The 26,976-nt window shown below is 65.6% G+C and carries 20 protein-coding genes, 3 tRNA genes and 3 rRNA genes; 17 read left to right on the top strand and 9 right to left on the bottom strand.

Going from position 1 to position 26,976, the window contains the following annotated elements; translation table 11 throughout:
• Positions 1–75: 75 nt before the first annotated feature.
• Genes OCL97_RS07125 through OCL97_RS07135 form a run of 3 tightly spaced genes read left to right on the top strand, consistent with a single transcriptional unit; the run spans position 76 to position 3,252 of the window.
• On the top strand, positions 76–1,464 hold the full coding sequence (locus OCL97_RS07125; protein ID WP_377368875.1) for a pyridoxal-phosphate dependent enzyme: 1,389 nt from the start codon (positions 76–78) through the stop codon (positions 1,462–1,464).
• Positions 1,461–2,627, top strand: a complete 1,167-nt coding sequence (locus tag OCL97_RS07130) for a cystathionine gamma-synthase (protein WP_377368877.1) — start codon at positions 1,461–1,463, stop codon at positions 2,625–2,627. Before OCL97_RS07125 ends, OCL97_RS07130 begins: the two co-directional genes overlap by 4 nt.
• Positions 2,628–2,658: 31 nt before the next feature.
• Positions 2,659–3,252, top strand: coding sequence for a TetR/AcrR family transcriptional regulator (locus tag OCL97_RS07135; RefSeq protein WP_377368879.1), 594 nt, complete (start codon positions 2,659–2,661; stop codon positions 3,250–3,252).
• A 131-nt stretch (positions 3,253–3,383) separates the two neighbouring features.
• On the opposite strand, the gene OCL97_RS07140 is transcribed toward OCL97_RS07135, so the two are convergent.
• Positions 3,384–5,447, bottom strand: a complete 2,064-nt coding sequence (locus OCL97_RS07140) for a PAS domain-containing hybrid sensor histidine kinase/response regulator (protein WP_377368881.1) — start codon at positions 5,445–5,447, stop codon at positions 3,384–3,386.
• A gap of 240 nt (positions 5,448–5,687) precedes the next feature.
• On the opposite strand from OCL97_RS07140, the gene OCL97_RS07145 reads away from it, so the two are divergent.
• The gene (locus OCL97_RS07145) at positions 5,688–6,284 is read left to right on the top strand and encodes a helix-turn-helix transcriptional regulator (RefSeq protein WP_377368883.1); all 597 of its coding nucleotides are present in this window, start codon (positions 5,688–5,690) and stop codon (positions 6,282–6,284) included.
• 3 nt (positions 6,285–6,287) lie between these two features.
• Here the strand turns inward: OCL97_RS07145 and OCL97_RS07150 are convergent, their stop codons facing one another.
• Together OCL97_RS07150 and OCL97_RS07155 are read right to left on the bottom strand one after the other, a co-directional pair.
• Complete coding sequence (locus OCL97_RS07150; RefSeq protein WP_377368885.1) at positions 6,288–7,103, bottom strand: potassium channel family protein; 816 nt, start codon at positions 7,101–7,103, stop codon at positions 6,288–6,290.
• 261 nt (positions 7,104–7,364) lie between these two features.
• The gene (locus tag OCL97_RS07155; protein WP_305337554.1) at positions 7,365–8,132 is read right to left on the bottom strand and encodes an SDR family NAD(P)-dependent oxidoreductase; all 768 of its coding nucleotides are present in this window, start codon (positions 8,130–8,132) and stop codon (positions 7,365–7,367) included.
• Between the two features lie 284 nt (positions 8,133–8,416).
• Between OCL97_RS07155 and OCL97_RS07160 the strand changes: the two genes are divergently transcribed.
• The 3 genes from OCL97_RS07160 to OCL97_RS07170 all read left to right on the top strand — a co-directional run bounded on the left by OCL97_RS07160 (position 8,417) and on the right by OCL97_RS07170 (position 10,936).
• Positions 8,417–9,430 carry a helix-turn-helix transcriptional regulator gene (locus OCL97_RS07160; protein WP_377368887.1) on the top strand — a complete coding sequence of 338 codons (1,014 nt, stop codon included), beginning with the start codon at positions 8,417–8,419 and terminating at the stop codon, positions 9,428–9,430.
• A 261-nt stretch (positions 9,431–9,691) separates the two neighbouring features.
• Positions 9,692–10,462: a CsgG/HfaB family protein gene (locus tag OCL97_RS07165; protein ID WP_377368889.1), complete on the top strand. Its 771-nt coding sequence runs from the start codon at positions 9,692–9,694 to the stop codon at positions 10,460–10,462.
• A gap of 48 nt (positions 10,463–10,510) precedes the next feature.
• Entirely contained in the window at positions 10,511–10,936 is a 426-nt protein-coding gene (locus OCL97_RS07170) for a hypothetical protein (protein ID WP_377368891.1), read from the top strand.
• A gap of 184 nt (positions 10,937–11,120) precedes the next feature.
• Here OCL97_RS07170 and OCL97_RS07175 read toward each other — a convergent pair whose 3' ends face one another.
• The gene (locus OCL97_RS07175; RefSeq protein ID WP_377368893.1) at positions 11,121–11,672 is read right to left on the bottom strand and encodes a PAS domain-containing protein; all 552 of its coding nucleotides are present in this window, start codon (positions 11,670–11,672) and stop codon (positions 11,121–11,123) included.
• A gap of 263 nt (positions 11,673–11,935) precedes the next feature.
• On the opposite strand from OCL97_RS07175, the gene OCL97_RS07180 reads away from it, so the two are divergent.
• The gene (locus OCL97_RS07180; protein WP_304781378.1) at positions 11,936–12,061 is read left to right on the top strand and encodes a hypothetical protein; all 126 of its coding nucleotides are present in this window, start codon (positions 11,936–11,938) and stop codon (positions 12,059–12,061) included.
• A gap of 19 nt (positions 12,062–12,080) precedes the next feature.
• The gene (locus OCL97_RS07185; RefSeq protein WP_377368895.1) at positions 12,081–12,761 is read left to right on the top strand and encodes a hypothetical protein; all 681 of its coding nucleotides are present in this window, start codon (positions 12,081–12,083) and stop codon (positions 12,759–12,761) included.
• 122 nt (positions 12,762–12,883) lie between these two features.
• Here OCL97_RS07185 and OCL97_RS07190 read toward each other — a convergent pair whose 3' ends face one another.
• The 4 genes from OCL97_RS07190 to hfaA all read right to left on the bottom strand — a co-directional run bounded on the left by OCL97_RS07190 (position 12,884) and on the right by hfaA (position 18,443).
• Entirely contained in the window at positions 12,884–15,772 is a 2,889-nt protein-coding gene (locus tag OCL97_RS07190; protein ID WP_377368897.1) for a M16 family metallopeptidase, read from the bottom strand.
• An 89-nt stretch (positions 15,773–15,861) separates the two neighbouring features.
• Positions 15,862–17,055, bottom strand: a complete 1,194-nt coding sequence (gene hfaD / locus OCL97_RS07195) for a holdfast anchor protein HfaD (protein WP_377368899.1) — start codon at positions 17,053–17,055, stop codon at positions 15,862–15,864.
• Positions 17,018–18,022, bottom strand: coding sequence for a holdfast anchoring protein HfaB (gene hfaB / locus OCL97_RS07200; protein WP_377368901.1), 1,005 nt, complete (start codon positions 18,020–18,022; stop codon positions 17,018–17,020). The genes hfaD and hfaB overlap by 38 nt, the downstream gene beginning before the upstream one ends.
• Positions 18,012–18,443, bottom strand: coding sequence for a holdfast anchoring protein HfaA (hfaA, locus tag OCL97_RS07205; RefSeq protein ID WP_377368903.1), 432 nt, complete (start codon positions 18,441–18,443; stop codon positions 18,012–18,014). The genes hfaB and hfaA overlap by 11 nt, the downstream gene beginning before the upstream one ends.
• 165 nt (positions 18,444–18,608) lie before the next feature.
• Between hfaA and OCL97_RS07210 the strand changes: the two genes are divergently transcribed.
• Both OCL97_RS07210 and OCL97_RS07215 read left to right on the top strand, forming a co-directional pair.
• Positions 18,609–19,247 carry a rhomboid family intramembrane serine protease gene (locus OCL97_RS07210; RefSeq protein WP_377368905.1) on the top strand — a complete coding sequence of 213 codons (639 nt, stop codon included), beginning with the start codon at positions 18,609–18,611 and terminating at the stop codon, positions 19,245–19,247.
• A gap of 56 nt (positions 19,248–19,303) precedes the next feature.
• Positions 19,304–19,732 (top strand): CBS domain-containing protein, encoded by a 429-nt coding sequence (locus OCL97_RS07215; protein ID WP_377368907.1) that lies wholly within the window; start codon positions 19,304–19,306, stop codon positions 19,730–19,732.
• Positions 19,733–19,815: 83 nt separating this feature from the next.
• Here OCL97_RS07215 and OCL97_RS07220 read toward each other — a convergent pair whose 3' ends face one another.
• Positions 19,816–20,253 carry an RrF2 family transcriptional regulator gene (locus OCL97_RS07220; RefSeq protein ID WP_304781353.1) on the bottom strand — a complete coding sequence of 146 codons (438 nt, stop codon included), beginning with the start codon at positions 20,251–20,253 and terminating at the stop codon, positions 19,816–19,818.
• Positions 20,254–20,786: 533 nt separating this feature from the next.
• Between OCL97_RS07220 and OCL97_RS07225 the strand changes: the two genes are divergently transcribed.
• From OCL97_RS07225 to OCL97_RS07250, 6 genes are all read left to right on the top strand, one after another.
• Positions 20,787–22,270: ribosomal RNA gene (locus tag OCL97_RS07225) — 16S ribosomal RNA — on the top strand.
• A 171-nt stretch (positions 22,271–22,441) separates the two neighbouring features.
• A tRNA-Ile gene (locus tag OCL97_RS07230) sits at positions 22,442–22,518 on the top strand.
• Positions 22,519–22,590: 72 nt separating this feature from the next.
• Positions 22,591–22,666: transfer RNA gene (locus OCL97_RS07235), tRNA-Ala, on the top strand.
• A gap of 244 nt (positions 22,667–22,910) precedes the next feature.
• A 23S ribosomal RNA gene (locus OCL97_RS07240) occupies positions 22,911–25,703 on the top strand.
• Between the two features lie 77 nt (positions 25,704–25,780).
• Positions 25,781–25,895: ribosomal RNA gene (gene rrf / locus OCL97_RS07245) — 5S ribosomal RNA — on the top strand.
• Together the 16S, 23S and 5S rRNA genes with 3 tRNA genes alongside form the textbook arrangement of a ribosomal RNA operon.
• A gap of 50 nt (positions 25,896–25,945) precedes the next feature.
• Positions 25,946–26,022: transfer RNA gene (locus tag OCL97_RS07250), tRNA-Met, on the top strand.
• The last annotated feature ends 954 nt before the right edge of the window (positions 26,023–26,976 follow it).

Below are 26,976 nucleotides of genomic sequence, written 5' to 3' on the forward strand. Positions count from 1 at the left end.
TTGCGCGGACTCGGCTGTGGTGCGTTCCTATGGGCGCACCACACGCCTATCTCATGCCGTGAGTGAGGACGCCCCATGGACACCCCGCCGCCGCCGATGCCCGTGGGCTCGGCCCTGGACCTGATCGGCCGCACGCCGATGATCGAACTGGCCGGCTTCGACACTGGTCCCTGCCGCCTGTTCATCAAGCTGGAGAGCGCCAATCCGGGCGGCTCCATCAAGGACCGCATCGCCCGCTCGATGATCGAGGCCGCCGAGGCCGACGGGTCGCTGAAGCCAGGTGGGACCATCGTCGAGGCGACCGCGGGCAATACGGGCCTCGGGTTAGCCCAGGTCGGAATTCTGAAGGGTTACAAGCTGTTGCTGATCGTTCCGGACAAGATGTCCCGCGAGAAGATCCAGCACCTGCGGGCCATGGGCGTGGACGTCCGCATCACCCGCTCCGATGTCGGCAAGGGCCATCCGGAATACTATCAGGACATGGCGCAGCGGCTGGCGGCCGGCATCCCCGGCGCGGTGTTCATCAACCAGTTCGCCAACCCGGCCAATCCGCTGGCCCATGAGACCTCCACGGGCCCGGAGATCTTCGCGCAGATGGGCGGCGACCTGGACGCCGTGGTTGTGGGGGTCGGCTCCGGCGGCACCCTGACCGGCCTGGGTCGCTACTTCGCCAAGGTCTCGCCCAAGACGCAGATGGTGTTGGCCGACCCGGTGGGGTCGATCCTGGCGCCCCTGGTCAACACAGGCGAGACCATCGAGCCCGGCTCCTGGGTGGTGGAAGGGATCGGTGAGGATTTCGTCCCCGACAACTGCGACCTGACCCTGGTGTCCAAGGCCTATTCCATACCCGACAGCGAGAGCATCGGCGCGGCCCGCGCCCTGCTGTTGAAGGCCGGCGTGCTGGGGGGCTCGTCGTCCGGGACCCTGCTGGCCGGCGCGCTGCGCTATTGCCGCGAGCAGACGCAGGCCAAGCGGGTGGTGACCCTGGTCTGCGACACGGGCTCGAAGTACCTCTCCAAGGTCTACAACGACAGCTGGCTGGCCGAGCAGGGGCTGACCGCCCGGGAACTGCACGGTGACCTGCGCGATCTGATCGCCCGCGCGCCAGGGGAGGGCGGGGCCGTGACCGTGGGACCCGACGACACCCTGCTGACCGCCTACAACCGCATGCGGCAGGCCGATGTCTCGCAACTGCCGGTGCTGGATGATGGCCGGCTGATCGGGCTGATCGACGAGAGCGACCTGCTCGACGCGGTGGAGGAGCGGCGGCCCGACAAGCGCTTCGCCCAGCCGGTCAGTTCCGCCATGACGGCGCGGCTCAACACCGTCCAGGCCCACGAGCCGCTGGAGGCCTTGCTGCCGATCTTCGACAAGGATCAGGTGGTTCTGGTGCTGGACGGGCGCGAGTTCCTGGGGCTGATCACCCGCATCGATCTCATCAACTATCTGAGGCGCGCAGCGTGACCGACGGCAAGAACCGCTTGGATTTCAACACCCGCGCCATCCATGGCGGGCAGTATCCGGACCCCAGCACCGGGGCGGTGATCACCCCGATCTACGCCACCTCGACCTACGCCCAGTCGAGCCCCGGGGTGCACCAGGGGTTCGAGTACAGCCGCAGCCAGAACCCCACCCGCTTCGCCTTCGAGCGGGCGGTGGCGGACCTGGAGAGCGGGGTGAAGGGGTTCGCCTTCGCCTCGGGCCTGGCGGCCATCGCCACCCTGCTGGACGTCCTGGATGCGGGGGACCACGTCATCGCCTCCGACGACCTCTATGGCGGGTCGTTCCGGCTGTTCGACAAGGTCAGGAAGCGCTCGGCGGGGTTGGAGTTCAGCTTCGTGGACCTCAGCGACCTGGCCGCGGTGGAGGCGGCGATCCGGCCCAACACCCGGCTGCTGTGGGTGGAGACACCCACCAACCCGCTGCTGCGGCTGGCCGACCTGGAGGCCCTGGCGGCGCTGGCGAAGCGGCACGGGATCATCGCGGCGGCGGACAACACCTTCGCCAGCCCGGCGGTGCAGCGGCCGCTGGAGTTCGGGTTCGATGTGGTCATGCACTCCACCACCAAGTACCTCAGCGGGCACTCCGACATCGTCGGCGGCTGCCTGGTGGTGGGGGAAAACGCCGAGCTCTCAGAACAGGTTACCTTCCTGCAGAACGCGGTGGGGGCGGTGGCTTCACCCTTCGACAGCTTCCTGGCGCACCGGGGGGTGAAGACCCTGGGGCTGCGGATGGAGCGCCACTGCGCCAACGCCATGAAGATCGCGACCTGGCTGGAGGGCCGGAAGGGCGTCGAGCAGGTGATCTATCCGGGGCTGGCCAGCCACCCGCAGCATGAGCTGGCCGGGCGCCAGATGACCGGCGGGTTCGGCGGGATGATGTCGGTGGTCGTGGATGGAGGACTCGAGGCTTCCCGATCAGTGCTCGAAAAGACCCGGCTGTTCACCCTGGCCGAGAGCCTGGGCGGGGTTGAGAGCCTGATCGAGCACCCGGCGATCATGACGCACGCCTCCATACCGGCCGACACACGCCGACGTCTGGGCATCCATGACGGACTGATCCGGCTGTCGGTGGGGATCGAGGACGCCGACGATCTGATCGCCGACCTGGACGAAGCTCTCGGCTAGACAAAACGACCGGTCGTGCTAAAAATCGGGCATGGGAAAAGGCGCGACCACACGTGAGGCGATCGTCAGCCAGGCCCTGGACCGGGCGGTTCAGGTGGGCCTGTCGGGGCTTTCGCTCGGGCCGCTGGCCGAGGATCTGAACCTGTCGAAGAGCGGTCTGTTCGCGCACTTTAAATCCAAGGAAACCCTGCAGTTAGCCGTGCTGCAGGAGGCCATCGACCGCTTCACCGACCGGGTGGTCGAGCCGGGCTTGAAGACCCCGCGGGGGCGGGCGCGGATGGAGGTGCTGATGCACCGCTGGTTCGACTGGGTCGAGGGGGAGCCCGGCATGCGCGGCTGCCTGTTCGCGGTCGCCGCCCAGGAATATGACGACCGCCCCGGCGCCATCCGCGATCTGCTGGTGGGGTCCCAACTGCGGTGGCAGGAGACCCTTGCGCGGGTTGCAACCGACCTGCCGAGGGGCGGACCGATGCCGGCCGACATGTGCCAACAAGTGGCCTTCGAGGTGACGGGGAGTGTCCTGTCCTTCCAGCAGCAGACCAAGCTGTTCAAGGCGCCCAATGCGCGGGCCCGCGCCGAGGAGGCGGTGGCCCGCATCCTCGATGACGCGGAGACCGCGGTCTGAGCCGTCTTGCCGCTTGCAAGGCGGTGTCGCGGGCCTTCTTGAGGGCCTGGAGGAAACCCTCGGAAACCGAGACTTCCTGGTGGCGTCCTCTCCAACGCCGACATCGCCGACTTGAGCGGGGAGGCGCTCGCCTAGTCCGCCGGCGGCAGGTTTTCGGCGATGCGTTGAAGTAGAGCCGCGGCGCTGATGGGCTTGGAGACGAAGTCGTCCATGCCGGCCTCCCGGCACTCGCTGACTTCGTCGGGCGACGCCGCGGTGACGGCGATGATGGGGATGGCCGAGAGCGGGCCGGGGAGGGCGCGGATGGCGCGGGTCGCCTCAAGACCATCCATCCGGGGCATGTGCACGTCCATGAGAACCATATCGAAGCGGCCGGTTTTCACTGCGGCGACGGCGGCGACGCCGTCCTCGGCGAATTCGTAGCGCAGGCCCGCGCCCTCCAGGACGATGCCCGCCACGCGACGGTTCAGGGGGTGGTCCTCGGCGATCAGAATCAGCGGGTCGCCGGACGCTGGCGCCTCCCCGGGCTCGCGGAGAGCGACGGTCGGCGATGGCGGGGCGACCGAGTCGGTCACCTCGAAGGGGATCTCGCACACGATGAGGGCGCCGCCCTCAGGCGCGTTCTCCGCCCAGATGCGTCCGCCCATGAGGGTGACCAGCTCGCGGCAGATGGTCAGGCCAAGGCCCGTGCCCCCGTGCTTGCGCGTCGTGCCGGTGTCGGCCTGAGTGAAGGGGTCGAACAGTCGCTCGCGCTGATCCTCCTCGATGCCGGGGCCACTGTCGGTCACCTCGAAGCGCAGGTTCGAGCCGCGTCCGATGCGGCGGGCGGCGAGGGTGACCTGGCCGCGATCGGTGAACTTGATGGCGTTGTTGACCAGGTTCGAGAGCACCTGGCGGAGGCGTCCGGCGTCGCCCAGGAGGGTGGCGGGCAGACGGCTGAAGCTGACCTTCAGGACGATGCCCTTGGCTTCGGCGGCGAAACGCCAGACATCGCCCACGGCGGCGACCGCCTCGGCGGGTGAGAAGGGCCCCGGATCCAGCAGCAGGGCGCCGGCCTCCACCTTGGCCAGGTCCAGCACCTCGTTGAGAATCGACAGCAGACCCTGGCCGGAGGAGCGGATGATGGTGACCAGCTCCAGGTCATCGTCCGTGAGGTCCCGTCGTGACAGGGCCTCGGCCACGGCCAGGATGCCGTTGAGGGGGGTGCGCAGCTCGTGGCTCATGGTGGCGACGAATCGCGACTTGGCCTGGTTGGCGACCTCGGCGGTCCGGCGCGCGGCTTCGGTCTCCAGGGCGAGGGCCTCCAGGGCCGCTTTCTGGGTCGCGAGACCGGCGCTGAGGGTTTCCAGCTCGAAGACCGTGCCCCGCAACTCGGCGTTGGCGGCCCGCAGCGCCTCGTCCACCTGCAGGCGCTTGGTGATGTCGCGGCAGGCGCCGATGAACATGCGCTCGCCGCCGATCACGGCCTCGCCGATCGAGAGCTCGATGGGAACGGTGTGGCCCAGGCGATGGCGCAGGGGCAAGGCGCGGGGCGCGACATAGAGAATCCCGCTGACCCCGCTCTCCAGGTAGCGCTCGATCTGGCCCTGGTGGCTACTGTGATAGGGCTCGTCCATTAGGACTTGGATCGGCCGGCCGACCAGTTCGTCCTCGGTCCAGCCGGTCAGGCGGGCCGCGGCCTCGTTGGCCCCCTCGATCATGCCGTCGGTGCGGATCACGATCATGGCGTCGGCCGCGTGGGTGAGAATCGCCCTTAACCGATCTTCCAGGGCCCGCAGCTTGGCGATCCCCGCCTCCCGCGCGGTGACATCGTTGACGCTCAGAACCAGCCCACGCTGCTGGCCATCGACGCGGCGGGGCAGGAAGGAGATGCGCAGAACCCGGTCCGCGCCGGACGGGGCTGAAAGCTTTCGCATGCCCGCCTGACCCGCCAGGGCCGCCTCCACCAAAGGGGCGATCAATGCGGCGTCGGTGACGTTGAAGAGATCGATCAGCCGGGCGCCGGTCTTGCCGGGCCACCCCGCATCGGCCCCCTCGCGGGTGACGCCAGCGGCGGAGACCAGATGCAGGTGCTCGTCGAAGTCCAGGGCGAGCAGGGAAAAGGAATGCTGGAAGAAGGTTGTCGCAGGGGCGTGGGCGAGGGCGTCGCGAACCCGAGCCTGCGCACCCTCAGCCGCAGCTTTCTGATCTGGCATCAGGATCCTCGAATCACTCGGCAATCCCTCAGCTTCAGGCCAAGCTTAGGGCTCGGGTATCCTACCCATGGCCTGGCCAGGCGGGCGAAACGCCAAGCCGAATGTGCGCCAGATCAAGGCGGGGCGGGCCCGCGCGGCTCAGTGGCTAGCCGTTCGGCTAGGTGACGAAGCCGCGCTAGACCCCTACTGCCGAAGGGCCTGCGCGACCCCGCCGGGGATTCTTGGAGATATCGCCATCCGATGCGCGCCGTAATCGTCAGCAGCCAGCCGCTCTGCCGCGACGCCCTGGCCGCGGTCGCGCGCGACGATCTGGGCGCCGCCGAGGTGGTGGCCGTCATCGACCTGACGCAGGTCGGGCGCGAGCTGGAGCCGGACCTATTGGTGCTGGACCTTCCGGCGGAGGCCGATGCCGGGCGGTGGATCGCTCGCGGCGCGCAGATCCCGGCGGGGTGTCATGTGCTGGTGGTTCCGCATCGCGACCTGGCGCTCGCGCGCCTGGCCCACGCCCAGGGCTACAAGGGGCTGTTGCCGAAGAGTTCGGAACGGCCGCTGATGGCCGCGGCTCTACGGCTGGTCCTGGCCGGTGGCGAGTACTTCCCCTGCTTTGAGGAACTGGTGGCCGGGGCGACGCCGGACCTGGAGACGGGTTCCGCCCGACTGTCGAATCGTCAGCGGGAGGTGCTGGCTGTGATGGGGCAGGGGCTCACCAACAAGGAGATCGCCAAGCAGCTCGGCATCTCGATCGCCACGGTGAAGCTGCACGTGCAGGCGATCCTCGCTGCGACCGGCGCCCGCAACCGCACCGAGGCGGTGAGCCGGCTCAAGCAGGCGGATTAGGCCTCAGACCTCATCATTGGGGATGTTGAGCAGGACGCCGCAGGCCTTGCAGTGGACGGCGTCCAGGTCGTGGCGCATCAGGCCGCAGTCCTGACAGGTGAACCGCACCTTGTGTGGCCGCAGCAGGGCCTGGGCCAGGCGCACGAAGAGGGTGAAGCCCGACAGCATGATCAGGATGGAGAGCAGCCTGCCCGACGGACCGGGCAGGGTGATGTCGCCAAACCCGGTGGTGGTGACGGTGCTGACCGTGAAATAGAGGGCGTCCACATAGCCGTGAATGTTCGGGTGATTGCGCGCATAGAAGGCGTAGACAAAGCCGGTGACGATGAAGAGATAGGTCACCAGGGTGGCCAGCGCCTTGCTGGTCTCCTCCCAGCGCGTGTTGTCGTAGCGCCGGGCGACGGTCTCCCAGAAGAAGTCGCTGTGGAACAGGGTCCATAGGCGCAGCACCCGAAGGAAGGCGAAGTTGGCCAGCCAGAGCGGGAAGAGCAGGGTGATCAGCACCGCCAGGTCGATCCAGAAGGTCGGCCGCCGGAACCACTGGGACAGGTGGGGGGCGGCCAGGGTGCGGGCGGCGACATCAATGGCCACGATCACCGCGATCACATAGTCGAGGATCAGGAAGACCGGCCGATCGCGGACCATCGGCGTGATGATGAAGAAGCCGATCAGCACGAAGTCGAGGGCGATGACGCCGAGGCGGAAGCGGATCGCACCGGGGCTTTCCCCATAGAACAGGTGGCGCAGCCACACGCGGAGGCGCTGCAGCCGCGAATCGCGGTCGTGGGGGATCGCCGGGGCGGGATTCTTCGGAGCCATGCGCCATCAAACGCGCGAAACCGTCTGTGTCATGTGATTCTGTCGGGGAGTTTCCTCCCCTGTCGCGCAGAGAACGGGGGGAGCGTGACCGCGCGGTGCGCGTGGTGGAGGGGGCGAGCGGCAGATTCGGAGCCCGGTCGCGCGCCCTCCGCCGGCTACCCCGGTCCCCCTCTCCCCGTGAACGGGGGAGGAAAGTGGGTGGGCTAGGGGCTACGTCGCTGCGCCTTTTCCCCCCTTGTGCAGCGTTTCACGGCGCGGGCTTCACCGCGCCGTATAGCCGCCGTCGATGACCAGTTCCGACCCCGTGACGAACTTGGCCTCATCGGAGGCGAGGTAGACCGCGCCCCAGGCGATATCGTCAGCCTCCCCCAGGCGCCCCAGCGGATGCAGGGCCGCCGTCGCCTGGCGTCCAGCCTCCAGGTCTCCCTGGCCGCTGAGGTGCTTCTCCACCATCGGCGTCCAGATGAAGCCCGGATGGATGGAGTTCACGCGAATCCTGTCGGCCGCGTAGATCAGAGCGTCGGTCTTGGTCATCAGCCGCACCGCGCCCTTGGAGGCGTGATAGGGCGGCACGTCGGGCCCGCCCACGAGGCCATAGATGGACGACAGGTTGATGATGCTGCCGCCGCCGGCCTGCCGCAGGTGCGGTATGGCGTGCTTGGTGCAGAAGAACACGCCCTTGACGTTGATGGCCTGCACCCAGTCCCACTCGGCCTCGGTGATCTCGTGGGTCGGCTTGTTGACGCCGGCGACGCCGGCGTTGTTCACCAGAATATCGATGTGGCCATAGGCCGCCGCGACGTCGGCGATAACCTGCGCGACCTCGGATTCGCGGGAAACGTCGCAACGCCAGTAGCGCGCCGTCAGGCCGCGGCCGGAAATCGCCTCGGCCAGTTGCGCGCCCGCGTCGTCGAGTATGTCGAGAACGGCGACGGCGGCGCCTTCCTCGGCCATGCGCTGGCAGGTGGCGGCGCCAAGCCCCAGTGCGGCGCCCGTGACAACGGCCACCTTGCCCTTAAGTCGGTTCATCGTGGACGCCCTTTGATTGATCTGTCTGAACCAACCCTGCGGCTCCGGCGGGTCGACGCATTGCGCAGGGTCAATTTCCGGCGGAAATGGGAGATCTCGCAGGGGCGAGGTCGGTGATGTCCCCGGCCATTGAGGCCAGGCTCTTCCGAGGATTTAGACGCGCGAGGAAAGCGAGCCGACCGTCTGCCCCCTTCTCGCCAGCGGCTTTGAACCTCCATCGTCGCTGCAACGACCTCTCTCCAGTTCGCACAAATCCTTGGCGACCACTCTGGAGGTGTAGACCTATGAAGCGCACGATTTTCATGACCGCCTTGATCGGCTGCCTGCTGTCGGCCGGCATGGCCCTGGGCCAGGAGCCGGGCCGTCCCATGCTCTGCCCCAAGCCGTCCTATGAGACGATCGACATGACCACGCCGACGCCGGTCAACGCCGAGTTCCGGCCAGACATGCTGGCCATCGCCCGGGCCGGCGTCAACGACACCGCGCCCAACAAGTTCTTCCTGCATACCTTCCAGTGGAAGCCGCCCCAGTGCTGCCAGATCCTGAGCGCCACCATGACCATCACCCTGCGGGCCAACCAGCCCAGTGCGTCGGCCGCGGGTTCGGATTCCGGCAATGACTCCATGGGCGTGATGAGCAATCAGGTCGCCTTCCCGGGCCTGAACGGCCCGGTCTACACCACCTTCCCGGTGGCCATGAACCAGACCGCCACCCGCATCGCCCTGCTCAATGGCCTGGCGAGCAAGGCCGATGGCGTCATCCTGCTCAGCGCCAAGGGCGAGCCCACCTTCGTGAACGACGCCGCCACCGCCATCCTGAACAGCGGCGACGGGCTGAGCCTGTCGCAGGGCGCCTTCCTGACCCGCCGGCCACCCGAAACGCGGCGGCTCCAGCAGCTGGTGCAGGCCGCCCTTTCGGGGGTGAAGCAGCATGAGACGCCGCCCGGCGGACGAATGCTGGTGACCCGGCCCTCGGGGCGTCGGCCCTACGTCGTCTCGGTGCTCGCCTCCCCGCCGACCGAACGGTTCCTGGCCGGACGGCCCATGGGCTGCGTCATCCATCTGCAAGACCTGTCCACCGTCCGAACGCCTGCCCGGGACGCGTTGCAGGAGGTGTTCGGCCTCACCGAACGAGAAGCCGACTTCGCGATCGAACTGGTAGGCTGCGCCGACCTTCAGCGCGCCGCGGACCAGGCCCAGATGTCGGTCAACACCGCGCGCAACCATCTGCAGAGCATCTTCCGGAAGGCCGGGGTGAAGGGACAGACCGAACTGGTGCAGTTGCTGGGGCGGCTCTGAGCCCCGCGCTCGCGGTCAAGATTTTGAGGCCCGCCTTGAACCGAGCGGGCGCTCGCAACGACCCTTGGCTGGGACAGGTCGGCGCGGGGCCGGCTGACCAGGCCGTCGTTCCCGGACGGCGCGGAGGCGAATCTTGCCATGGGCCATCGAATGACGTCACGCCTCGCGCTCGCCCTTTGCCTCGGTTTGGCGAGCCTTACCGGACAGCCGGCTCAGGCTCAGCCCCCGCCGCCCCCCGCCTATGACGGGCTGAAGAAGACCGTGTCGGTCGATAAGGTCCTGGCGACCGAGGCGGTGGGCGGAACCGTGACCTCCGAGGGCATGACCGCCATGCTCACCGACGCCCTGGTCCGGGACGGACGCTTCGTGGTGGTGGAGCCTGCCGCCGTGCCAGGCGCCGAGGCCATCGGCGCGAGCGCCATCGTGCGCGCGGCGGTGACCAAGTACGAGGCCGCGGCCGGCGGCTCCAGCCTGGGGGTCGGGGGGCTGCCCATGGGATCGCTCTTCGCCGCCCGCGCCGGGGTCAAGAGCCAGAAGGCGGTCATGGAGATCTCGCTTCGGCTCGTCGATGCGGCCACCGGCCAGGTCATCTCGACCTCCAAGGCCCTGGGCTCGGCCTCATCGTCGGCGGTGGACGCGACCCTGTTGGACTCCCGGACCGGTGCGTCGGCCAACGCCGCCGCTTTCCGCAACTCGCCCATCGGCAAGGCCGGCGAGGACGCCATCGCCAAGGCTGTCCTGCAGATCGCCGCCAGCATGCGCAACGTGCCCTGGTCGGCCCTGGTGATCGATGCGACCGGCGGCAAGATTTATGTTAACGCTGGCGCGGATCGCAATGTCGCCCATGGCGCCACCCTGCACGCCTATCGCAAGGGCAGGGTGCTCACCGATCCGTCGACCGGGGTGGTGCTGGACGTGGAAATGGCGCCCGTCGGAGTGATCCAGATCGACAGCGTCCGGGACAGGCTTTCCACGGCGGTCCTGGTGAGCGGCGAAACCCCGCTGAGAGGCGACGTGCTAAAGCTGGACTGACCGCGACCCGTCGACCGCGCCATCCCGGCGAACACTTGGAGAGACCCCATGAAATCCATCACATTTTCGGCGGCGGTGGCCGCGGCCGGGCTCTGCTGGGGAGCCCCGGCCGCCGCCCAGGTGGTGATGTCGGCCACTAATATCTGCGAGATCGTCCCAGGCGGCGGCAGCATCAACACGGTGCGGCTCAACCTGTTCAGCCTCTCCGACGTCTCGCTGGAATACACCTTCCGCAAACAGCCGACGGGGCCGAGCTACCAGTTTCCAGGCGTCACCCCCACCAGCACCTCGACGATCCGCAAGTTCGCCGTGCCGGAGGGGACCTACAAGCTGAGCTACAAGTCGCCCAACAGTTCCGCCGTCGGCGTCTACGGCCAGAACGTGGTGGTGAAGCCCTTCCAGTTGCAGGGCCAGACCTGCGTCTTCGTCAATGTCCGCAACCGAGCCGCCATCGCCAGCTCGCCCCGCAATTGACGCTGGTCTGCACGGCCGTGGGTCTCCGCCAGGGCGGCAGGAATCTTCGCTAGAGCATGACCGCATGAGACGGAACCGCGCAGCGGTCCCGGCTCAAGCGTGAATCATGCTCTCGCTTATGTCTGGAGCCTGATTCACCGCATCGGCGGAATCGCGAAGCGATTCCACCTCAACGGATCAGGCTCTAGGCGATGCGCCGCCCGTCCAGGGTCGCGAGCCGCAGGCGGGGGGTTTCCTCGTTGGCCGGGCCCATGCCGCGGATGTCGCGGACGGCGAAGGGCTGGGCCGGGAGGCCGCGCAGGCGCGAGACCATGCCTAACGGCTGGTAGAGCCCCAGGAAGCGATCTGGCGTGCCGGTGGCGCCGGCCAGGGGGGCGAAGAGCACCTCCATGGCCAGGCTTGGCCCCTCGGTCAGCACCTCGACGGTGGCGACGATGGGCTCGGGGCGGCGCCAGGCGGTTTCGAGCGCGGTGTGCAGGTTGAAGCGGTCACGCTCGCGCACGAGGGAGAGGCTGTTCTGCTGGCGCAGGTCGCGCTGGTGCAGTTCGGCGACGAAGCCGCCGGCCAGGCGCACCGGATAGACGCCTGACCGCGTGCGGCCAAGGATGAAGACCTGGGCGATGATCTCGGAAAAATCAGCCGGGCTGACGGAGCTGCGCAGCGGCAAACGGCCGTCACCACCGCGCGTTCGCCAATAGTCTATCAACCGTTCTGTATTTGAATGGAACACCGACATCGAGATGCAGCCCTGTCCACGGCCGAATTCGACCGCATGGGGCTTGCAGAAAGATGCGGACCAGTCGCCGGGCGTCTCCAATCGGGACGTTTCGGCCGAGCCGGCAGGGCGCGTGGCGATGTGCGGCGCGGTTCTTGCATGCTTAACGGTGGCCTTGCGAGGAGGGGCCGTCCCATGACGATGCGTTCGACCCTGTTGGGCCTTGTGCTTGGATTTGGACTTCTTTTCCTGGGCAGCGCCGCCCCGGATGAGGCGCTGGCTCAGTGCTGCGCCCCGCCGCCGGTGTGCTGCACCCCGCCCCCTCCGCCGCCCTGCTGCATTCCGCCGCCCGCTCCCCCCTGCTGCACGCCGCCGCCGGCCCCGCCGCCGCCGACTCCGCCCTGTTGTGACAACGGCCCCCGCACCAGCGTGCACGTCAACGTCTCCAGCGTGAACGTGGCGATCGCCAACGCGGCCTCGAGCGCCGGCGCAAGTTCCGGCTCCGGAGCCGGCGCGGGGGCAGGCTCCGGTTCGGTGACCTATTACGGCGGTGGCGGCGGTGGCGGCGGTTATTCGCCGCCCATGTCCACTGGCATGATCCAGGGCCTCTATGTCGACGCCGGCAAGCGGTTCAAGAAGACCGCCTATGAGGCGACCCGCACCCGCATGCGCCGCGTGGTGATCCAGGCCTTCTGCATCGACGACCGTGAAGTTCCCCATCCCGCGTCCCAGGTGACCCCGGACCGCGACATCGACGACGCCTATGACGGCGAGCTCTATCGCTGCCTGGCCGGGACCTACCTGTCGGCCACCATCGCCGAATTCGACGGCAAGGTGGACTTCTCCGGCGGCAAGGCCCTGGTCTGCCGCAAGGGCGACGCCCTGGCGCACATGCCCGGCGGCAAGGTCGAGTGCCGCCCGCAGCGCCCCGGTCGCGACTGCAACGAGCGCTCGCTGCTGCGCCGCTTCGGCGCCGGCATCAAGGTGCTGACCATGGTGATGACCGAGACCTACACCGCCTATCGTGAGGAAGAGGAGCGCGTCAGCGGCTCCACCACCGTGACCACGGCCATGAGCCTGGACGGCGGCGTCGGCGGGATCGTGTACTAAGACCGATCGGACACGCTCAAGATCGCCAAGGGGCTCGCGGCGACGCGGGCCCCTTTCGCGTTTGGGAGCGCTTTCCTCCCCTGTGCAGCGGAGCGGAACGGGGGAGGAAAGGGAGCCCTCAGCTACTTCGCCGGCTTGATCTCCAGCATCCACATGCGGTCGTCCACCAGGACCTCCTGGGCGGCGCGGCGGACGTCGGCGATGGTCACGCGTTCGGTGCCGGGCAGGATGGCGCGGGTGGCCTCCAGGCGGCGCGGGTCGGCTTGCGCGCCCGACAGTTCGTTGAGCCAGTAGCCGTTGGTTTCGCGGGCCTTTTCGAACTGGTCGATGCGGGGTTTCTTGGCGCGGTCCAACTCGTCCTGGCTGATGTCCTTGGCGCGCAGGTCGGCGGCGATCTTGCGGACGTCGGCGAAGAAGGCCGGCAGTTTCTCGGGCGGGATCTCGACATTGGCCGAGACGTAGCCCCAGCTGGGCCAGACCATGGAGTGGTTGTAGCTGACCTGGGGCGAATAGGTGGCCCCTTGGCTCTCGCGCAGCTCCTCGATCAGCCGCAGTTCCAGCACCTCGCCCATGACCGCGGTGTCGCGGGCCTTCTGGGGATTGGCGAAGAAGCCGGTGGTGGGCCAGGCGAGATAGCCGATGGCCTGGTCGGCGCGGCCCTTGTGGGTGCGCTGGACGGGGGTGGGGACGCCGGCCGGGAAGGCGACCTGGCGCTTGGCGGGATCGGGGGCGGGGGCGGGGGCTCGCGGCGGCAGGGCCCCGAAGGTGGCCGCCACCAGCTCGGTCGCCTTCTCCACGGTGATGTCGCCGACGATGACCACCTCGATGGGGCCGCTGGCGATGGCCGGGGAGATCTGATCCTTGAGGTCGGTGAGCTTGGCGTCGGCCATTTCCGAGCGGCTGGGGAAGACCCAGCGTTCGTCGCCCGAGCGCAGGAGGCCGCCCAGATCGCGGCTGAGCACGCCGGAGTCGGTGGACTCATACTGGTCGTGGAAGGTCTTGCTGGCGCTCTTCAGGCGCGCGAAGGCCTCGGGCCGCCAGCCGGGTTCGGCCACATAGGCGGCCAGGACCTGCAGCTGGATGTCCAGGTCGGCCGAACGGGTGCCGCCGGTGAGAACGAAGGCGTCATCGCCGATGCTGAACTGCGCGCCATAGACCCGGCGGGCCAGGACGCGCTCCATGTCCTCGGCGCTGATCTTGGCCAGGCCGCCCTCGACATAGGTGCTGGCCGCCCAGGCGCCGCTCTGACGGTCGCGGGGCATGTCGACCCGGCCGCCGCCGACATTCACGCGCACAAGGACCTCGTCGTCCTTGAAGCGGGTCGGCTTGATGGTGAGGCGGACCCCGTTCTCGAAGGTGACGAAGGTGGTGTCGAGATCGGCGGCGTCCTTGGTGCTGGCGACCTTGCCGGGGGCGCCGAAGGTCTCATAGGGCCAGGCGACGGCGGTGGCGCCGGTGGGCGGGGTGACCTCCAGCTTGCGGGAGGCCTCGAGCGCCGCCAGCAGGGCCGGCTCGCCGCCCTGGATGGGTCTTGGCGAGGTCATGAAGATCAGCGGGCCGGCGCCCTCGAAGGCGGCCCTGAGCGCGGCGGAGACCTGCTCGGCCTTCAGGCCCTTCACGGCGGCCTCGAAGAGGGCCGCGTCCTGGCTGGGATTGGTGACCACCTCGTTGTCGGACAGGGAGCCTATGATCTCGTTGGCCAGCTGGCCCGGGGTGCGGGTGGCGGCGCCGGCGACGTCGGCCTTGACGTTGGCGCGCAGCTCCTCGATCTCGCGGTCCAGCTCGTCCTGGCGCACGCCATAGCGGATGGCGCGGCGCTGTTCCTGCTCGGCGGCGGTGAGCGCGTCCTTCCAGCGGCTGGCCTCGGCGTTCACCGTGACCATGGTCAGCTCGGCGGCGTCGTACTCGTCGCGCTTGAATGCGCCGGCCCCCAGGAAGGGCGGATCGGCGGCGCGGGCCAGGGTGGAGAAGCGGCGGTTCAGCACCTGGAAGCCCAGATACTCGATCAGGTCGCGGCGCCGCCTGGCCAGGCCGTCGGGGCTGTTGTCAGGCGCCTGGATCCAGGCGAGCTGCAGGGACAGCGGCGCGCCCGCCTCGATGACCAGCTTGGCCTCGGGGGTGCGGGGGGCGACAGGGCCAAGGATGGGGTCGGCGCCGGCCGGGCCGATGGCGGTCCAGTCACCGAAGCGGGCCTTGATCTTGGCCTCCATGGCGTCGAGGTCGAAATCCCCGGCCGCCAACAGGACCGCGCGCTCGGGGCGGTAGTAGCGCTGGTAATAGTCGACCATCAGGCCGGCCGGGGCGTTCTGCAGCACCTCGACCTTGCCGATGGGGTCGCGGCGGGGCGGCAGCTGGTCCTTCAGCAGGAAGGCCTGGCGGGCGCGGTAGACGCGGCTGGCGGGATTGTCCCGGGCGCGTTCCTCCGACAGCACCACGCCGCGCTCGCGGTCCACGGCGGCCTGGTCAATGGTGAGATTGCCGGCCGCCTCGCGCAGCAGCATCAGCGAGGTGTCCACCGTCTCGGCGTCGGTGCGGGGCAGGTCCAGCTTGTAGATGGTCTCGTCGAGGTCGGTGGAGGCGTTGGTGTCGGCTCCGAAGGCCAGGCCCAGGCGCTCGAGGATCTTGATCATGTCGCCTTCGGGCACGTTCTTGGACCCGTTGAAGGCCATGTGCTCGAGGAAGTGGGCCAGGCCGGCCTGGGCGTCGGTCTCCTGCAGTGAACCGGCGTCGAAGCGCAGGCGCAGGGCCGCCTGGCCGGCGGGGACCTGTTGCCGACGGAGCGCGTAGCGCATGCCGTTGGGCAGGGCGCCGAAGCGGATCTCCGGGTCGGCCGGCACGTCGGAGCGGGCCTGGGCCCACTGGCCGGGGGCGAGCTTCAGCGGCGTTGCGGGGGCCTTGTCCTGTCCGAAACCGAACCCCCCAAGCCTGGGCATCGACATGTTGGGGACGGCGCAGCCGCTGAGGGCGGTGGCCGCGAGAAGCGCGGCGGCGCCGCGCAGAGGACGGATCATCAAGGCTTTCCGGGTCGATAGCTCAAACGGTCGGGCACCATGCGCCGCGGGTCGTGGCGGGCGCAAGGCGGGACGAGGGCAGGGCGGCCTTACTCGCCGGGCCGGCTGACATAGTAGGTGGCGGTGTTGCCCACGGCGTTGGCCACGCCCGAGATGGAGCGGCCGGTGGTCAGGGTCCCGGTGGCGGTCGCCCCGACGTCGACGGTGTTGGTCTGGTCGTTGGCCACGGTGAGGCGCCCCGAGCAGTCGGAGCAGGAATAGCCGACCGCCGCGTTGCCGGTGGCGGTGGCCGAGGCCAGGCCGTCATAGCCCTCGCCGCCGGTGTAGGAGGCCAGGGCCTCGATGCCGCCGCCCTCGTTGAACTGGGTGTTGTCGACGATGACCTCGCCGCCAATGTCGCCCATGACGGCGTTGTTGCCGACCCCGTTGGCCACCGCCGCCCCCGCGCCGAAGTTGGCCGCGGAGCTGACGGCCTGGGCGCGGACATAGGCCTGGTTGGTCTGTCTTAGGGTGGCGTCCAGCAGGAAGCCTTCGTTGACCGCGTTCATGTTGTTGCCGGCCGCGATGGCGGTGGTCTTGCCGTCCTGCACCTGGCCGTAGGCGGTGAAATGGGCAGCCTGGGTGACGCCGGCGGTGTTCTGCTGGTCGACGATGATCCGCACGCCTGACCCGCCGTCGCCGGAGAGGGCGACATTGTTGCCCATGGAGCCGGCGGTCATCTCGGCCGCGCCGGTGACCAGGCCGTAGACTCCGCCGCCGTCCGAATAGGTGTCAGCCGCATTGGCCTGGTTCACCCGGACGCCGGCGGCGCCGACGCTGACGCCGAGGTTCTGGTTGTTGCCCACCGCCTGGGTGCTGGTGAACACCTCGCCGGTCTGGGCGTTGGGCGCCTCGATGTGGCTGTGGGCGGTGATCGTGGAGGCGGTGGTGGCCTGGTTAAACACCGCGCTCATCGTGCCGGCATGGACGTTGGCGTCGCCGAGGTTGCCGCTGGCGGTGGTGGCGAGGTTGGTCTGGGCGCCGGAGTTGGTGGCGACATTGACGTTGGTGTCGGCCAGGATATCGCCGCTGGAGGTCTGGTTGGAGCGGAGGTCCAGGTCGCCGCCGTCGGTGGAGGCCGAATAGACGTTGCCGGTCGCCGTGGTGTTGGCCGCGGTGTAGTCGCTGACGGTCTCGACGTTCAGGGTCTGCTGGCTGAAGACGTCGCCGAGCTGGATCTGATTGTTGAGGACCGTGTTGGACTGACTAGTAGCGACCCCGCACGGCAGAATCCCTGCGAGCATTCCAGCGAGAAGGATCGGACCGCGTTTCAGCATTGTTGGTGCCCAGGTTGTTGTAGGCCGGCACGTAGCCGCCGGTGATGCCCACCGTGCCGTCGCCCAGCGGGTCAGACGCCAGGCAGGCGCGCGGGCCAGGCATGCCGTAGAGGTTGGCGGTCATCTCGACGACCGCGCGCTCGACGAGGGCGCGGACGGCGAGCTGCATGGGTTCCAGGGCCCCGGCCCCGGCCGAGACGTCGAAGACGTTGCCGCCCAGGAAGTCGAACAGGCCGATGCCCACTTCGCGGCCGACCACCTGCTTCTGATAGGAAATCACGTCGACGACCTCGAGCGTGCGGGTGTTGATCAGCCGCATGTCGAGACCGATGTTCATGACGAACATGCGGGCCCGGAAGGAGCCCTTGAGCTCCTTGGCGTCCGGGCTGCCGCCGGTGAGGTCGGCGCCCGAGGAGCGGATATTGAAGTTCAGCTCGGTCAGGCCGCCGGCGACATAGAAGTCAGAGCCGGGAACCTGGCCCGCCAGGATGCGGCGGTACTCGGCCGCCTGGTCGGGCGCGGGGTTGGGGGCGTCGGAGATCAGCTTGTTGTTGGCGTACTTCAGTTCCAGTTCGGAGACCGAGGTGTCGAAGCGCTCCACCAGGGGCATGCCGGCCTTGGCGAAGGCCGACATGGCCATCAGGGACGCGCCCTGGGTGATCTTGCGGCCCGAGCCGTCGGACTCCGACTTGCCGGTGTAGTCGGCGATGCGCCCCACCGCGATGCGCGGGGCCACCAGCCTGGCGTTGCGGGCGTAGCCGGCCATGCAGACCAGGGCGCCGGAATAGGGGGTCGGGTTGGCGGTGACCGGAGCCGTGCCGATGGCGCTGGCGTAGTTGCCGCTGGGCCCGGCGATCGGGGTGGCGCAGCCGGCCAGGCCGAGGGCCGCGGCGCTCAGCAGGCCGAGGGCGCGGTAGAGGTGATTACTGAGCATTGCCAACGCCTCCGCTGGCGTTGGCGGTGACCGCCCCGGTGTTGGTCTGGCTCGAATTGATGATGACGGTGTTGTAGTTGCCCTGGGTGACCACGGTGAGATTGTTGCCGATGGCCGAGGCGCCGCCCGCCGAGGCCCCGACGCCGGCATAGGCGTCGGCCGCCCCCGAAGCGCTGGAGAAGCTGGACTGGTCCTCGCCCGTGAGCATGAGGCCGTCAACTATGATGCGGTTGCCGTTGGCGTCCCGGGTGGAGAACTGCACCGGATGGTTCTCGGAACCGGCCGCGCGGCCGTAGCCCGAGTTGAAGTCGGCGGAGTTGGTGGACATCGCCTGGGCGTTGGCCTGGCCGGCGGCCAGGCTCAGGGCGAAGGCCGCGGCGAGCCAGACGAGACGCGGCGCGGCGGGGGGAGCGGCGGCCATGAAGATGCAAAAACTCCGCGCGGACGAAAACGTCTGGTCTTTCGGGAGCACAGAGCGTGCCAAAACCGGACAGCGCGCATTAAAGAGCGCAGAGGCTGGCGATTTGGTTAATGAGCCTGTCGGCAAACCCCCGGTTTCGCTGCTGTTTCGAGTTTGGAGAGCGCTTTGGACGAACCCCGCGAACCGATGTTCAACGCGCCATGGCCCGCCGTGGCCATGACGGCGACGATCATCGGAGGGTTTGGGCTGCAGTCATTCCTGCCGCCTGAGCAAATCTTGCCCACCTACGGATTTTCCCCCGCAAGCCTGAATGACGGGCGGGGATTCACCCTGATCACCGCGCTCTTTGTTCATGGCGGCTGGGCGCACGCGTTCATGAACGGGGCCGGGGCCCTGGCCTTCGGCACGCCGGTCGCGCGCTACTACGGCGTGCGGGCGACAGGCGTCGTGGCATTCCTGCTCTTCTATCTTGCGTGCGGGGCGCTCGCGAACCTGGGCTACGGCCTGGTCCATGCCGGGGAACCGCATCTGCTGGTGGGCGCGTCGGGAGCGGTGGCCGGGCTGATGGCGGCGGCGGCGCGGATGATCGCGGGGAAGGGGGTTCCCGGCCCCTATCTCAGCCCGGCGGTGGTGGGCATGACAGCCGCGTGGGTTGTGGTGAACCTGCTGATCGCCGTGGTGGGATTCGCGCCGGGCGCCGGCGGCATGCCCGTGGCCTGGGAGGCCCATCTGTTCGGCTACGCCGCTGGCCTGGTGCTGGTGACGCCGTTCGGCTGGCTATCACGTCGGGGTGTAGTCGATTGATCTGACAGCGATCCTGAGCGACCTTCGTTCTTCGACGACGATAGAGGGACGCCGCCATGCTTGTTTCGCAGATCCTGAAGGCCAAGGGCGACCTGGTCTTCACAGCCGCGCCTAGTGAAACGGTGAGCGCAATCTGCGCCCTGCTGCACTCCAGACGTGTGGGGGCGATGATCATCATGGACGGCGACCGGGTGGCGGGCATCGTCTCCGAGCGCGACGTGGTTCGGGTGATGGCCGAGCAGGGGGGCGCGGCCCTGAACCAGCCGGTCTCCAGCTGCATGACCCGCGATGTGGTGTTCGCCCAGCCCGACGAGAGCGTGAACGCCCTGCTCAGCCGCATGACCGACCGGCGGCTGCGGCACCTGCCGGTCTGCGAAGGCGACCGGCTGATCGGCATCGTCTCCATCGGCGACTTGGTGAAGCACAAGATCTCTGAGGTCGAGGCCGAGGCCGACGGGCTGAAGGCCTATATCGCGGCGGGGTAGCCGCTCGCTGATCTCCGCATGGGTTTGACGCTCCGACGGCGGGGCGGGTACCCCTCGGTAAGGCTGCCTCCAGAAACCTGGGGTCAGGGCTGATTGAATACCTCGGCGCCGTCGCAGGCGGCGGCCTCGGCGAGGCTGTAGCCCTCCAGTACGTCGGAGGTCGCATCGCGAGCTCTTAAGAGCGCTTCACGCAACGAGCAGGTGGCGAGGTCAGGGCAGTCGTCGCATTTGCGGAAGGACAGCCGGCTGACGCAGGGCGCCAGGGCGAGGGGCCCATCTATGATACGGATGATCTCCGCGAAGCTGATCTCGGCGGCCGGACGGGCCAGATGATAGCCACCGAACTTGCCACGCTTGCTGACCACCACACGGTTGCGGGCCAGTTCCAGCAGAATCGCCTCCAGGAACTTGCGCGGCGCGTCGGCACGGAGGGCCAATTCGCCGGAAGTGACCTGGCCGCCGCCGGCGCGGGCCAGTTCCACCAGCGCTCGCAGTCCGTATCGCGCCTTCTGCGAAAGCATCGGGAAAAAGGGCCTCCGTCCCCGTGCGCCTTGCGTTTGCGCCCTGTCCACATAGGCAAGGCGGGCGGCGCTCCGCAAGCCGCGTCACCGTTTTGTCGTCGAGCGGCCAGAAGGGGGTTGCGCGAGTCCAAACCCGCTCATATAAGCCCCCCTCGCTCAGCAGACGGGGCGGCGGACGACGAAATCCGGGGCGGCTAAGCCCTTGAAATTGTTTCCTCCAATCGTCGGTTGACACGAGAGAGGCCGGCCCCTAGAACGCCGCCTCCGCCGACCACTGGCGTTAAACAGTGGGGCAGGGGAAACCCGGTCCTGGTCTTTGACATTGTTGATTTGGAAAGAGAAACGCAGGCGGCGGCGCTCTGGCGATAGTCCTAACCAGACTATCTCGACGCTGACTAATCTGCGGTCTCTTGAAGACAATACCATATGCCACACGGTCTTCGGATCGTTGGTGTTATGTACCTCGTCAAGAAACTATGTAGACCAATGCCAGACAGACCTTCGGGTCTGTCACATTGAAGTCAGAGTCAACTCAACCTGAGAGTTTGATCCTGGCTCAGAGCGAACGCTGGCGGCAGGCCTAATACATGCAAGTCGAGCGGGTCCTTCGGGATTAGCGGCGGACGGGTGAGTAACGCGTGGGAACGTGCCCTTTGGTACGGAACAACTGAGGGAAACTTCAGCTAATACCGTATGTGCCCTTCGGGGGAAAGATTTATCGCCATTGGAGCGGCCCGCGTTGGATTAGGTAGTTGGTGAGGTAAAGGCTCACCAAGCCTACGATCCATAGCTGGTCTGAGAGGATGACCAGCCACACTGGGACTGAGACACGGCCCAGACTCCTACGGGAGGCAGCAGTAGGGAATCTTGCGCAATGGGCGAAAGCCTGACGCAGCCATGCCGCGTGAATGATGAAGGTCTTAGGATTGTAAAATTCTTTCACCGGGGACGATAATGACGGTACCCGGAGAAGAAGCCCCGGCTAACTTCGTGCCAGCAGCCGCGGTAATACGAAGGGGGCTAGCGTTGCTCGGAATTACTGGGCGTAAAGGGAGCGTAGGCGGATAGTTTAGTCAGAGGTGAAAGCCCAGGGCTCAACCTTGGAACTGCCTTTGATACTGGCTATCTTGAGTATGGGAGAGGTGAGTGGAACTCCGAGTGTAGAGGTGAAATTCGTAGATATTCGGAAGAACACCAGTGGCGAAGGCGACTCACTGGCCCATTACTGACGCTGAGGCTCGAAAGCGTGGGGAGCAAACAGGATTAGATACCCTGGTAGTCCACGCCGTAAACGATGAGTGCTAGTTGTCGGCATGCATGCATGTCGGTGACGCAGCTAACGCATTAAGCACTCCGCCTGGGGAGTACGGTCGCAAGATTAAAACTCAAAGGAATTGACGGGGGCCCGCACAAGCGGTGGAGCATGTGGTTTAATTCGAAGCAACGCGCAGAACCTTACCACCTTTTGACATGCCCGGACCACCAGAGAGATCTGGCTTTCCCTTCGGGGACTGGGACACAGGTGCTGCATGGCTGTCGTCAGCTCGTGTCGTGAGATGTTGGGTTAAGTCCCGCAACGAGCGCAACCCACGCCATTAGTTGCCATCATTTAGTTGGGCACTCTAATGGGACCGCCGGTGGTAAGCCGGAGGAAGGTGTGGATGACGTCAAGTCCTCATGGCCCTTACAAGGTGGGCTACACACGTGCTACAATGGCGACTACAGAGGGTTGCAACCCAGCGATGGTGAGCTAATCCCCAAAAGTCGTCTCAGTTCGGATTGCACTCTGCAACTCGAGTGCATGAAGTCGGAATCGCTAGTAATCGCGGATCAGCATGCCGCGGTGAATACGTTCCCGGGCCTTGTACACACCGCCCGTCACACCATGGGAGTTGGTTTTACCCGAAGGCGATGCGCTAACCCGCAAGGGAGGCAGTCGACCACGGTAGGGTCAGCGACTGGGGTGAAGTCGTAACAAGGTAGCCGTAGGGGAACCTGCGGCTGGATCACCTCCTTTCTAAGGATGAGCCTCCAGAACCTCTCGCGGTTCTATTGGTTCGTCATAGACACTAAACAGGTGCGGAGTGTCGCCGTCTTCGTTTCTCTTTCCACAAAACACCGCAGCCGTTCTCTAGGCTGTGGTGCGATCGCGTGTTCCGGGACTCGGTCCTGGGACAAGCCGCTTCAAGGGCCTGTAGCTCAGTTGGTTAGAGCACACGCCTGATAAGCGTGAGGTCGGCAGTTCGAGTCTGCCTGGGCCCACCACACTTCTCGTGTGATACCTCGGGCGGACAGGTCGATGACAAGCTCTCAGCTTGAGCGGCTCCTCTTCAAAAGGGGGCCATAGCTCAGTTGGTAGAGCGCGTGCTTTGCAAGCATGAGGTCGTCGGTTCGATCCCGTCTGGCTCCACCATGAAGACGTGAATAACGCGATCGGAAAGATACAAAGTTTCCAACGCCTGGCTATGCCGGCGCTGGTTCAATGACATCGTGAATTGAAGGGTTTATCCGGCCCCCCCTGGGGTTTGGAGGATGGACCTGAGAAGACATCATTGTTCGAAAGAACAAGATTTCTATAGCGCATGTGAGGGCGCCACCCACCGCTTCGTACCGACGGGTGGCAAATACCGTCCCCTTACATGAGTTTCACTGAGAACGATCAAGCGCATAAGGGCTTCTGATGGATGCCTTGGCGTCGAGAGGCGATGAAGGACGTGGCACGCTGCGATAAGCTTCGGGGAGGCGCGAGCACCCTTTGATCCGAAGATTTCCGAATGGGGAAACCCACCTTTACGATTTGCGAATTTGATTTTCAGCTTCGGCTGGGCATCAGGTTCGTACGTCGTTCAAAGGTATAATGACCTGAATAAAATAGGGTTCATTAAGCAAACCCGGGGAACTGAAACATCTCAGTACCCGGAGGAAAGGACATCAACCGAGACTCCCGTAGTAGTGGCGAGCGAACCGGGACCAGGCCAGTGCCGTCGTGACATAAAGCCGAATGACTTGGAAAGGTCAGCCATAGCGGGTGATAGCCCCGTAGGCGTCAATTAGCGACGGACTCGAGTAGGGCGGGACACGTGAAATCCTGTCTGAACATGGGGGGACCACCCTCCAAGCCTAAGTACTCCTCGACGACCGATAGTGAACAAGTACCGTGAGGGAAAGGTGAAAAGCACCCCGACAAGGGGAGTGAAATAGAACCTGAAATCGGAAGCCTACAAGCAGTCGGAGCCACCTCGCGTGGTGACGGCGTACCTTTTGTATAATGGGTCAGCGACTTCATGTGCCGTGCAAGCTTAAGCCGTTAGGTGTAGGCGCAGCGAAAGCGAGTCTGAATAGGGCGAATAAGTACGTCGCATGACGACCCGAAACCAGGTGATCTATCCATGAGCAGGTTGAAGGCTGGGTAACACCAGCTGGAGGACCGAACCCGTGAATGTTGAAAAATTCTGGGATGACTTGTGGATAGGGGTGAAAGGCCAATCAAACCTGGACATAGCTGGTTCTCCGCGAAAACTATTTAGGTAGTGCGTCGGACGAATTCCTTGGGGGGTAGAGCACTGGATGGATGCGGGGGTCGCGAGATCTACCAATTCTAACCAAACTCCGAATACCCAAGAGAACTATCCGGCAGACACACGGCGGGTGCTAACGTCCGTCGTGAAGAGGGAAACAACCCTAACCATCATCTAAGGTCCCCAAGTAATGGCTAAGTGGGAAACGATGTGGGATTGCTTTGACAACCAGGATGTTGGCTTAGAAGCAGCCATCATTTAAAGAAAGCGTAACAGCTCACTGGTCAAGCGATCCTGCGCGGAAAATGTAACGGGGCTAAAGCCATTCACCGAAGGTATGGGTTTGCAGTTTACTGCAAGCGGTAGCGGAGCGTTCCGTAAGCCTGTGAAGGTAAGGCGTGAGCCTTGCTGGAGGTATCGGAAGTGAGAATGCTGACATGAGTAACGATAAAGAGTGTGAGAAACACTCTCGCCGAAAGTCCAAGGGTTCCTGCGTAAAGCTAATCTGCGCAGGGTTAGCCGGCCCCTAAGGCGAGGCCGAAAGGCGTAGTCGATGGGAATCAGGTGAATATTCCTGAGCCAGTTGGAAGTGACGGATCCCGTAAATTGTGAGGGCTTATTGGATTGTTCCTTGCAGTGAAGGGGTCCCTGGAAATAACTCCAACGGAGACCGTACCCTAAACCGACACAGGTGGACAGGTAGAGTATACCAAGGCGCTTGAGAGAACTATGCTGAAGGAACTCGGCAAATTGCACGCGTAACTTCGGGATAAGCGTGACTCTGCTTAGGGCAACCTTTGTAGAGTGGCACAGGCCAGGGGGTAGCGACTGTTTATCAAAAACACAGGGCTCTGCGAAGCCGCAAGGCGACGTATAGGGTCTGACGCCTGCCCGGTGCCGGAAGGTTAAAAGGAGTGGTGCAAGCTGCGAATTGAAGCCCCGGTAAACGGCGGCCGTAACTATAACGGTCCTAAGGTAGCGAAATTCCTTGTCGGGTAAGTTCCGACCTGCACGAATGGCGTAACGACTTCCCCACTGTCTCCAGCATAGGCTCAGTGAAATTGAATTCCCCGTGAAGATGCGGGGTTCCCGCGGTCAGACGGAAAGACCCTATGAACCTTTACTGCAGCTTCGCCTTGGCGTTAGCGGCAACATGTGTAGGATAGGTGGGAGGCTATGAAACCGGGGCGCCAGTTCCGGTGGAGCCAACCTTGAAATACCACCCTTGTTGTCGCTGACGTCTAACCGCAGCCCGTTATCCGGGTTCGGGACATGGCGTGGCGGGCAGTTTGACTGGGGCGGTCGCCTCCCAAAGTGTAACGGAGGCGCGCGATGGTGGGCTCAGAGCGGTCGGAAATCGCTCGATGAGTGCAATGGCATAAGCCCGCCTGACTGCGAGACTGACAAGTCGAGCAGAGACGAAAGTCGGCCATAGTGATCCGGTGGTTCTGCGTGGAAGGGCCATCGCTCAACGAATAAAAGGTACTCTAGGGATAACAGGCTGATTTTGCCCAAGCGTCCACAGCGACGGCAAAGTTTGGCACCTCGATGTCGGCTCATCACATCCTGGGGCTGGAGCAGGTCCCAAGGGTTCGGCTGTTCGCCGATTAAAGTGGTACGTGAGCTGGGTTCAGAACGTCGTGAGACAGTTTGGTCCCTATCTGCCGTGGGTGTACGAAACTTGAGAGGATCTGTCCCTAGTACGAGAGGACCGGGATGGACATACCTCTGGTGGACCTGTCGTGGCGCCAGCCGCGCAGCAGGGTAGCTAAGTATGGACTAGATAACCGCTGAAAGCATCTAAGCGGGAAACTAACCTCAAAACAAGGTTTCGCCGAGAGCCGTGGTAGACCACCACGTTGATAGGCCAGGTGTGGAAGTGCCGCGAGGCATGCAGCTTACTGGTACTAATCGCTCGATCGGCTTGATCGTTCTTAGTGAAATTCATGAATGCGCTTCAGAAATCGCGCTTTCAGCAGTGATGTCTTCTCAAATATCCGTTTCGTTGACCTGGTGGTTTTGCCGAGAGGTCCCCACCCGATCCCATTCCGAACTCGGTCGTTAAGCCTCTCTGGGCCGATGGTACTTTGTCTTAAGGCACGGGAGAGTAGGTCGCCGCCAGGTCTACCAAACGGATATGTCCAATAACCCTTCAATCACGATTATAGCTTTGCCGCGGGGTGGAGCAGCCCGGTAGCTCGTCAGGCTCATAACCTGAAGGTCACAGGTTCAAATCCTGTCCCCGCACCCAAAGATCTCTTAAAGCCCCGCTCGCGCGGGGTTTTTTGCGTTTGGACGGCTGGAGCAGGTTTCGGATAACCTAGATTGTGCGCAGGCGCGGCGCCGGCCGCGGCCGGCCGCAAGGCTCCTTCGCCAGGGCCCGAGTTCCACTTCGTGATCCGCGCTTGTGGGGCCGACCAGGACGTCGCGAGCGAACGCCGCCGATACTCAACCCCTTGCTTATCGTCGAGGCCTGTTCGTCCATTTTACGCAAGTATTCGTCTCCGGGATACCGAACCGTGTCAAGACACGGGGGGCCGCGGAGCCGTCCCGCGGCGCAGCGATGGCAGCCGTCGGCCGCCTCGCCTGCGCCGACGCGCGCCTCCTTGCAGAGGAAACTTCGGTGGCGCGGCCTGGCCGCCGGCTAGAGCCTAAGGACGGCATTGATCTGCTCAAACTCAGGCCGCAGCAGGTGATCGACAAAGCGCCGGGGAGTCCCGGAGCATCGCCTCTGAGGCGCGACTGCAGTCTGGTCGATAGGGGTTCCATCTAATAGGCACAGCATAGGGTCAAAGAAGAGCCGATGCGCACATCGGCAGGGAAGCGAGATCATCATCGCGATAGATTTGCCGTGACCTTCGACCGGCGGCGCACGCGTTCAAGGGAGGCTCCTGCGGGGAGGGCCCCGGTCTCAGCGGCATCGGCCTGGCCAACGCTACAGGGGTGGTCGGACGCCTGGCGGAAGCTTCGATCTTCCCGCCCCGGGGAGGGGGCGCGGGCACTACGATGGGCCCTGGTCGGAGCGCCGCTCCGGCGATGGGCGCCGGCTTGGCGCCGCGGGTGAGTCGGGTGAGCCCGGCCCGGGGGAGCTCCGGCCTTGCCCGCCGCGACGGGAGATCCATCTTCCTATGCGGGACCTCCGGGTGATGGCGCCGCCGAAGAATCGGCGACCCGCCGTCCCGGGGGGCGGGGAGGGCGTCGCCCG

It is taken from the genome of Phenylobacterium ferrooxidans, assembly GCF_042714595.1.
GTDB lineage: Bacteria > Pseudomonadota > Alphaproteobacteria > Caulobacterales > Caulobacteraceae > Phenylobacterium > Phenylobacterium ferrooxidans.

Excerpts from the sequence above, each read along its gene's own strand:
- OCL97_RS07135 (WP_377368879.1), top strand. The coding sequence starts at position 2,659 with ATGGGAAAAGGCGCGACCACACGTGAGGCGATCGTCAGCCAGGCCCTG.
- OCL97_RS07140 (WP_377368881.1), bottom strand. The coding sequence starts at position 5,447 with ATGCCAGATCAGAAAGCTGCGGCTGAGGGTGCGCAGGCTCGGGTTCGC.
- OCL97_RS07125 (WP_377368875.1), top strand. The coding sequence starts at position 76 with ATGGACACCCCGCCGCCGCCGATGCCCGTGGGCTCGGCCCTGGACCTG.
- OCL97_RS07160 (WP_377368887.1), top strand. The coding sequence starts at position 8,417 with ATGAAGCGCACGATTTTCATGACCGCCTTGATCGGCTGCCTGCTGTCG.
- hfaB (WP_377368901.1), bottom strand. The coding sequence starts at position 18,022 with ATGCTCAGTAATCACCTCTACCGCGCCCTCGGCCTGCTGAGCGCCGCG.
- OCL97_RS07190 (WP_377368897.1), bottom strand. The coding sequence starts at position 15,772 with ATGATCCGTCCTCTGCGCGGCGCCGCCGCGCTTCTCGCGGCCACCGCC.
- OCL97_RS07220 (WP_304781353.1), bottom strand. The coding sequence starts at position 20,253 with ATGCTTTCGCAGAAGGCGCGATACGGACTGCGAGCGCTGGTGGAACTG.
- OCL97_RS07145 (WP_377368883.1), top strand. The coding sequence starts at position 5,688 with ATGCGCGCCGTAATCGTCAGCAGCCAGCCGCTCTGCCGCGACGCCCTG.
- OCL97_RS07170 (WP_377368891.1), top strand. The coding sequence starts at position 10,511 with ATGAAATCCATCACATTTTCGGCGGCGGTGGCCGCGGCCGGGCTCTGC.
- OCL97_RS07175 (WP_377368893.1), bottom strand. The coding sequence starts at position 11,672 with ATGTCGGTGTTCCATTCAAATACAGAACGGTTGATAGACTATTGGCGA.
- OCL97_RS07155 (WP_305337554.1), bottom strand. The coding sequence starts at position 8,132 with ATGAACCGACTTAAGGGCAAGGTGGCCGTTGTCACGGGCGCCGCACTG.
- hfaD (WP_377368899.1), bottom strand. The coding sequence starts at position 17,055 with ATGCTCGCAGGGATTCTGCCGTGCGGGGTCGCTACTAGTCAGTCCAAC.
- OCL97_RS07215 (WP_377368907.1), top strand. The coding sequence starts at position 19,304 with ATGCTTGTTTCGCAGATCCTGAAGGCCAAGGGCGACCTGGTCTTCACA.
- hfaA (WP_377368903.1), bottom strand. The coding sequence starts at position 18,443 with ATGGCCGCCGCTCCCCCCGCCGCGCCGCGTCTCGTCTGGCTCGCCGCG.
- OCL97_RS07150 (WP_377368885.1), bottom strand. The coding sequence starts at position 7,103 with ATGGCTCCGAAGAATCCCGCCCCGGCGATCCCCCACGACCGCGATTCG.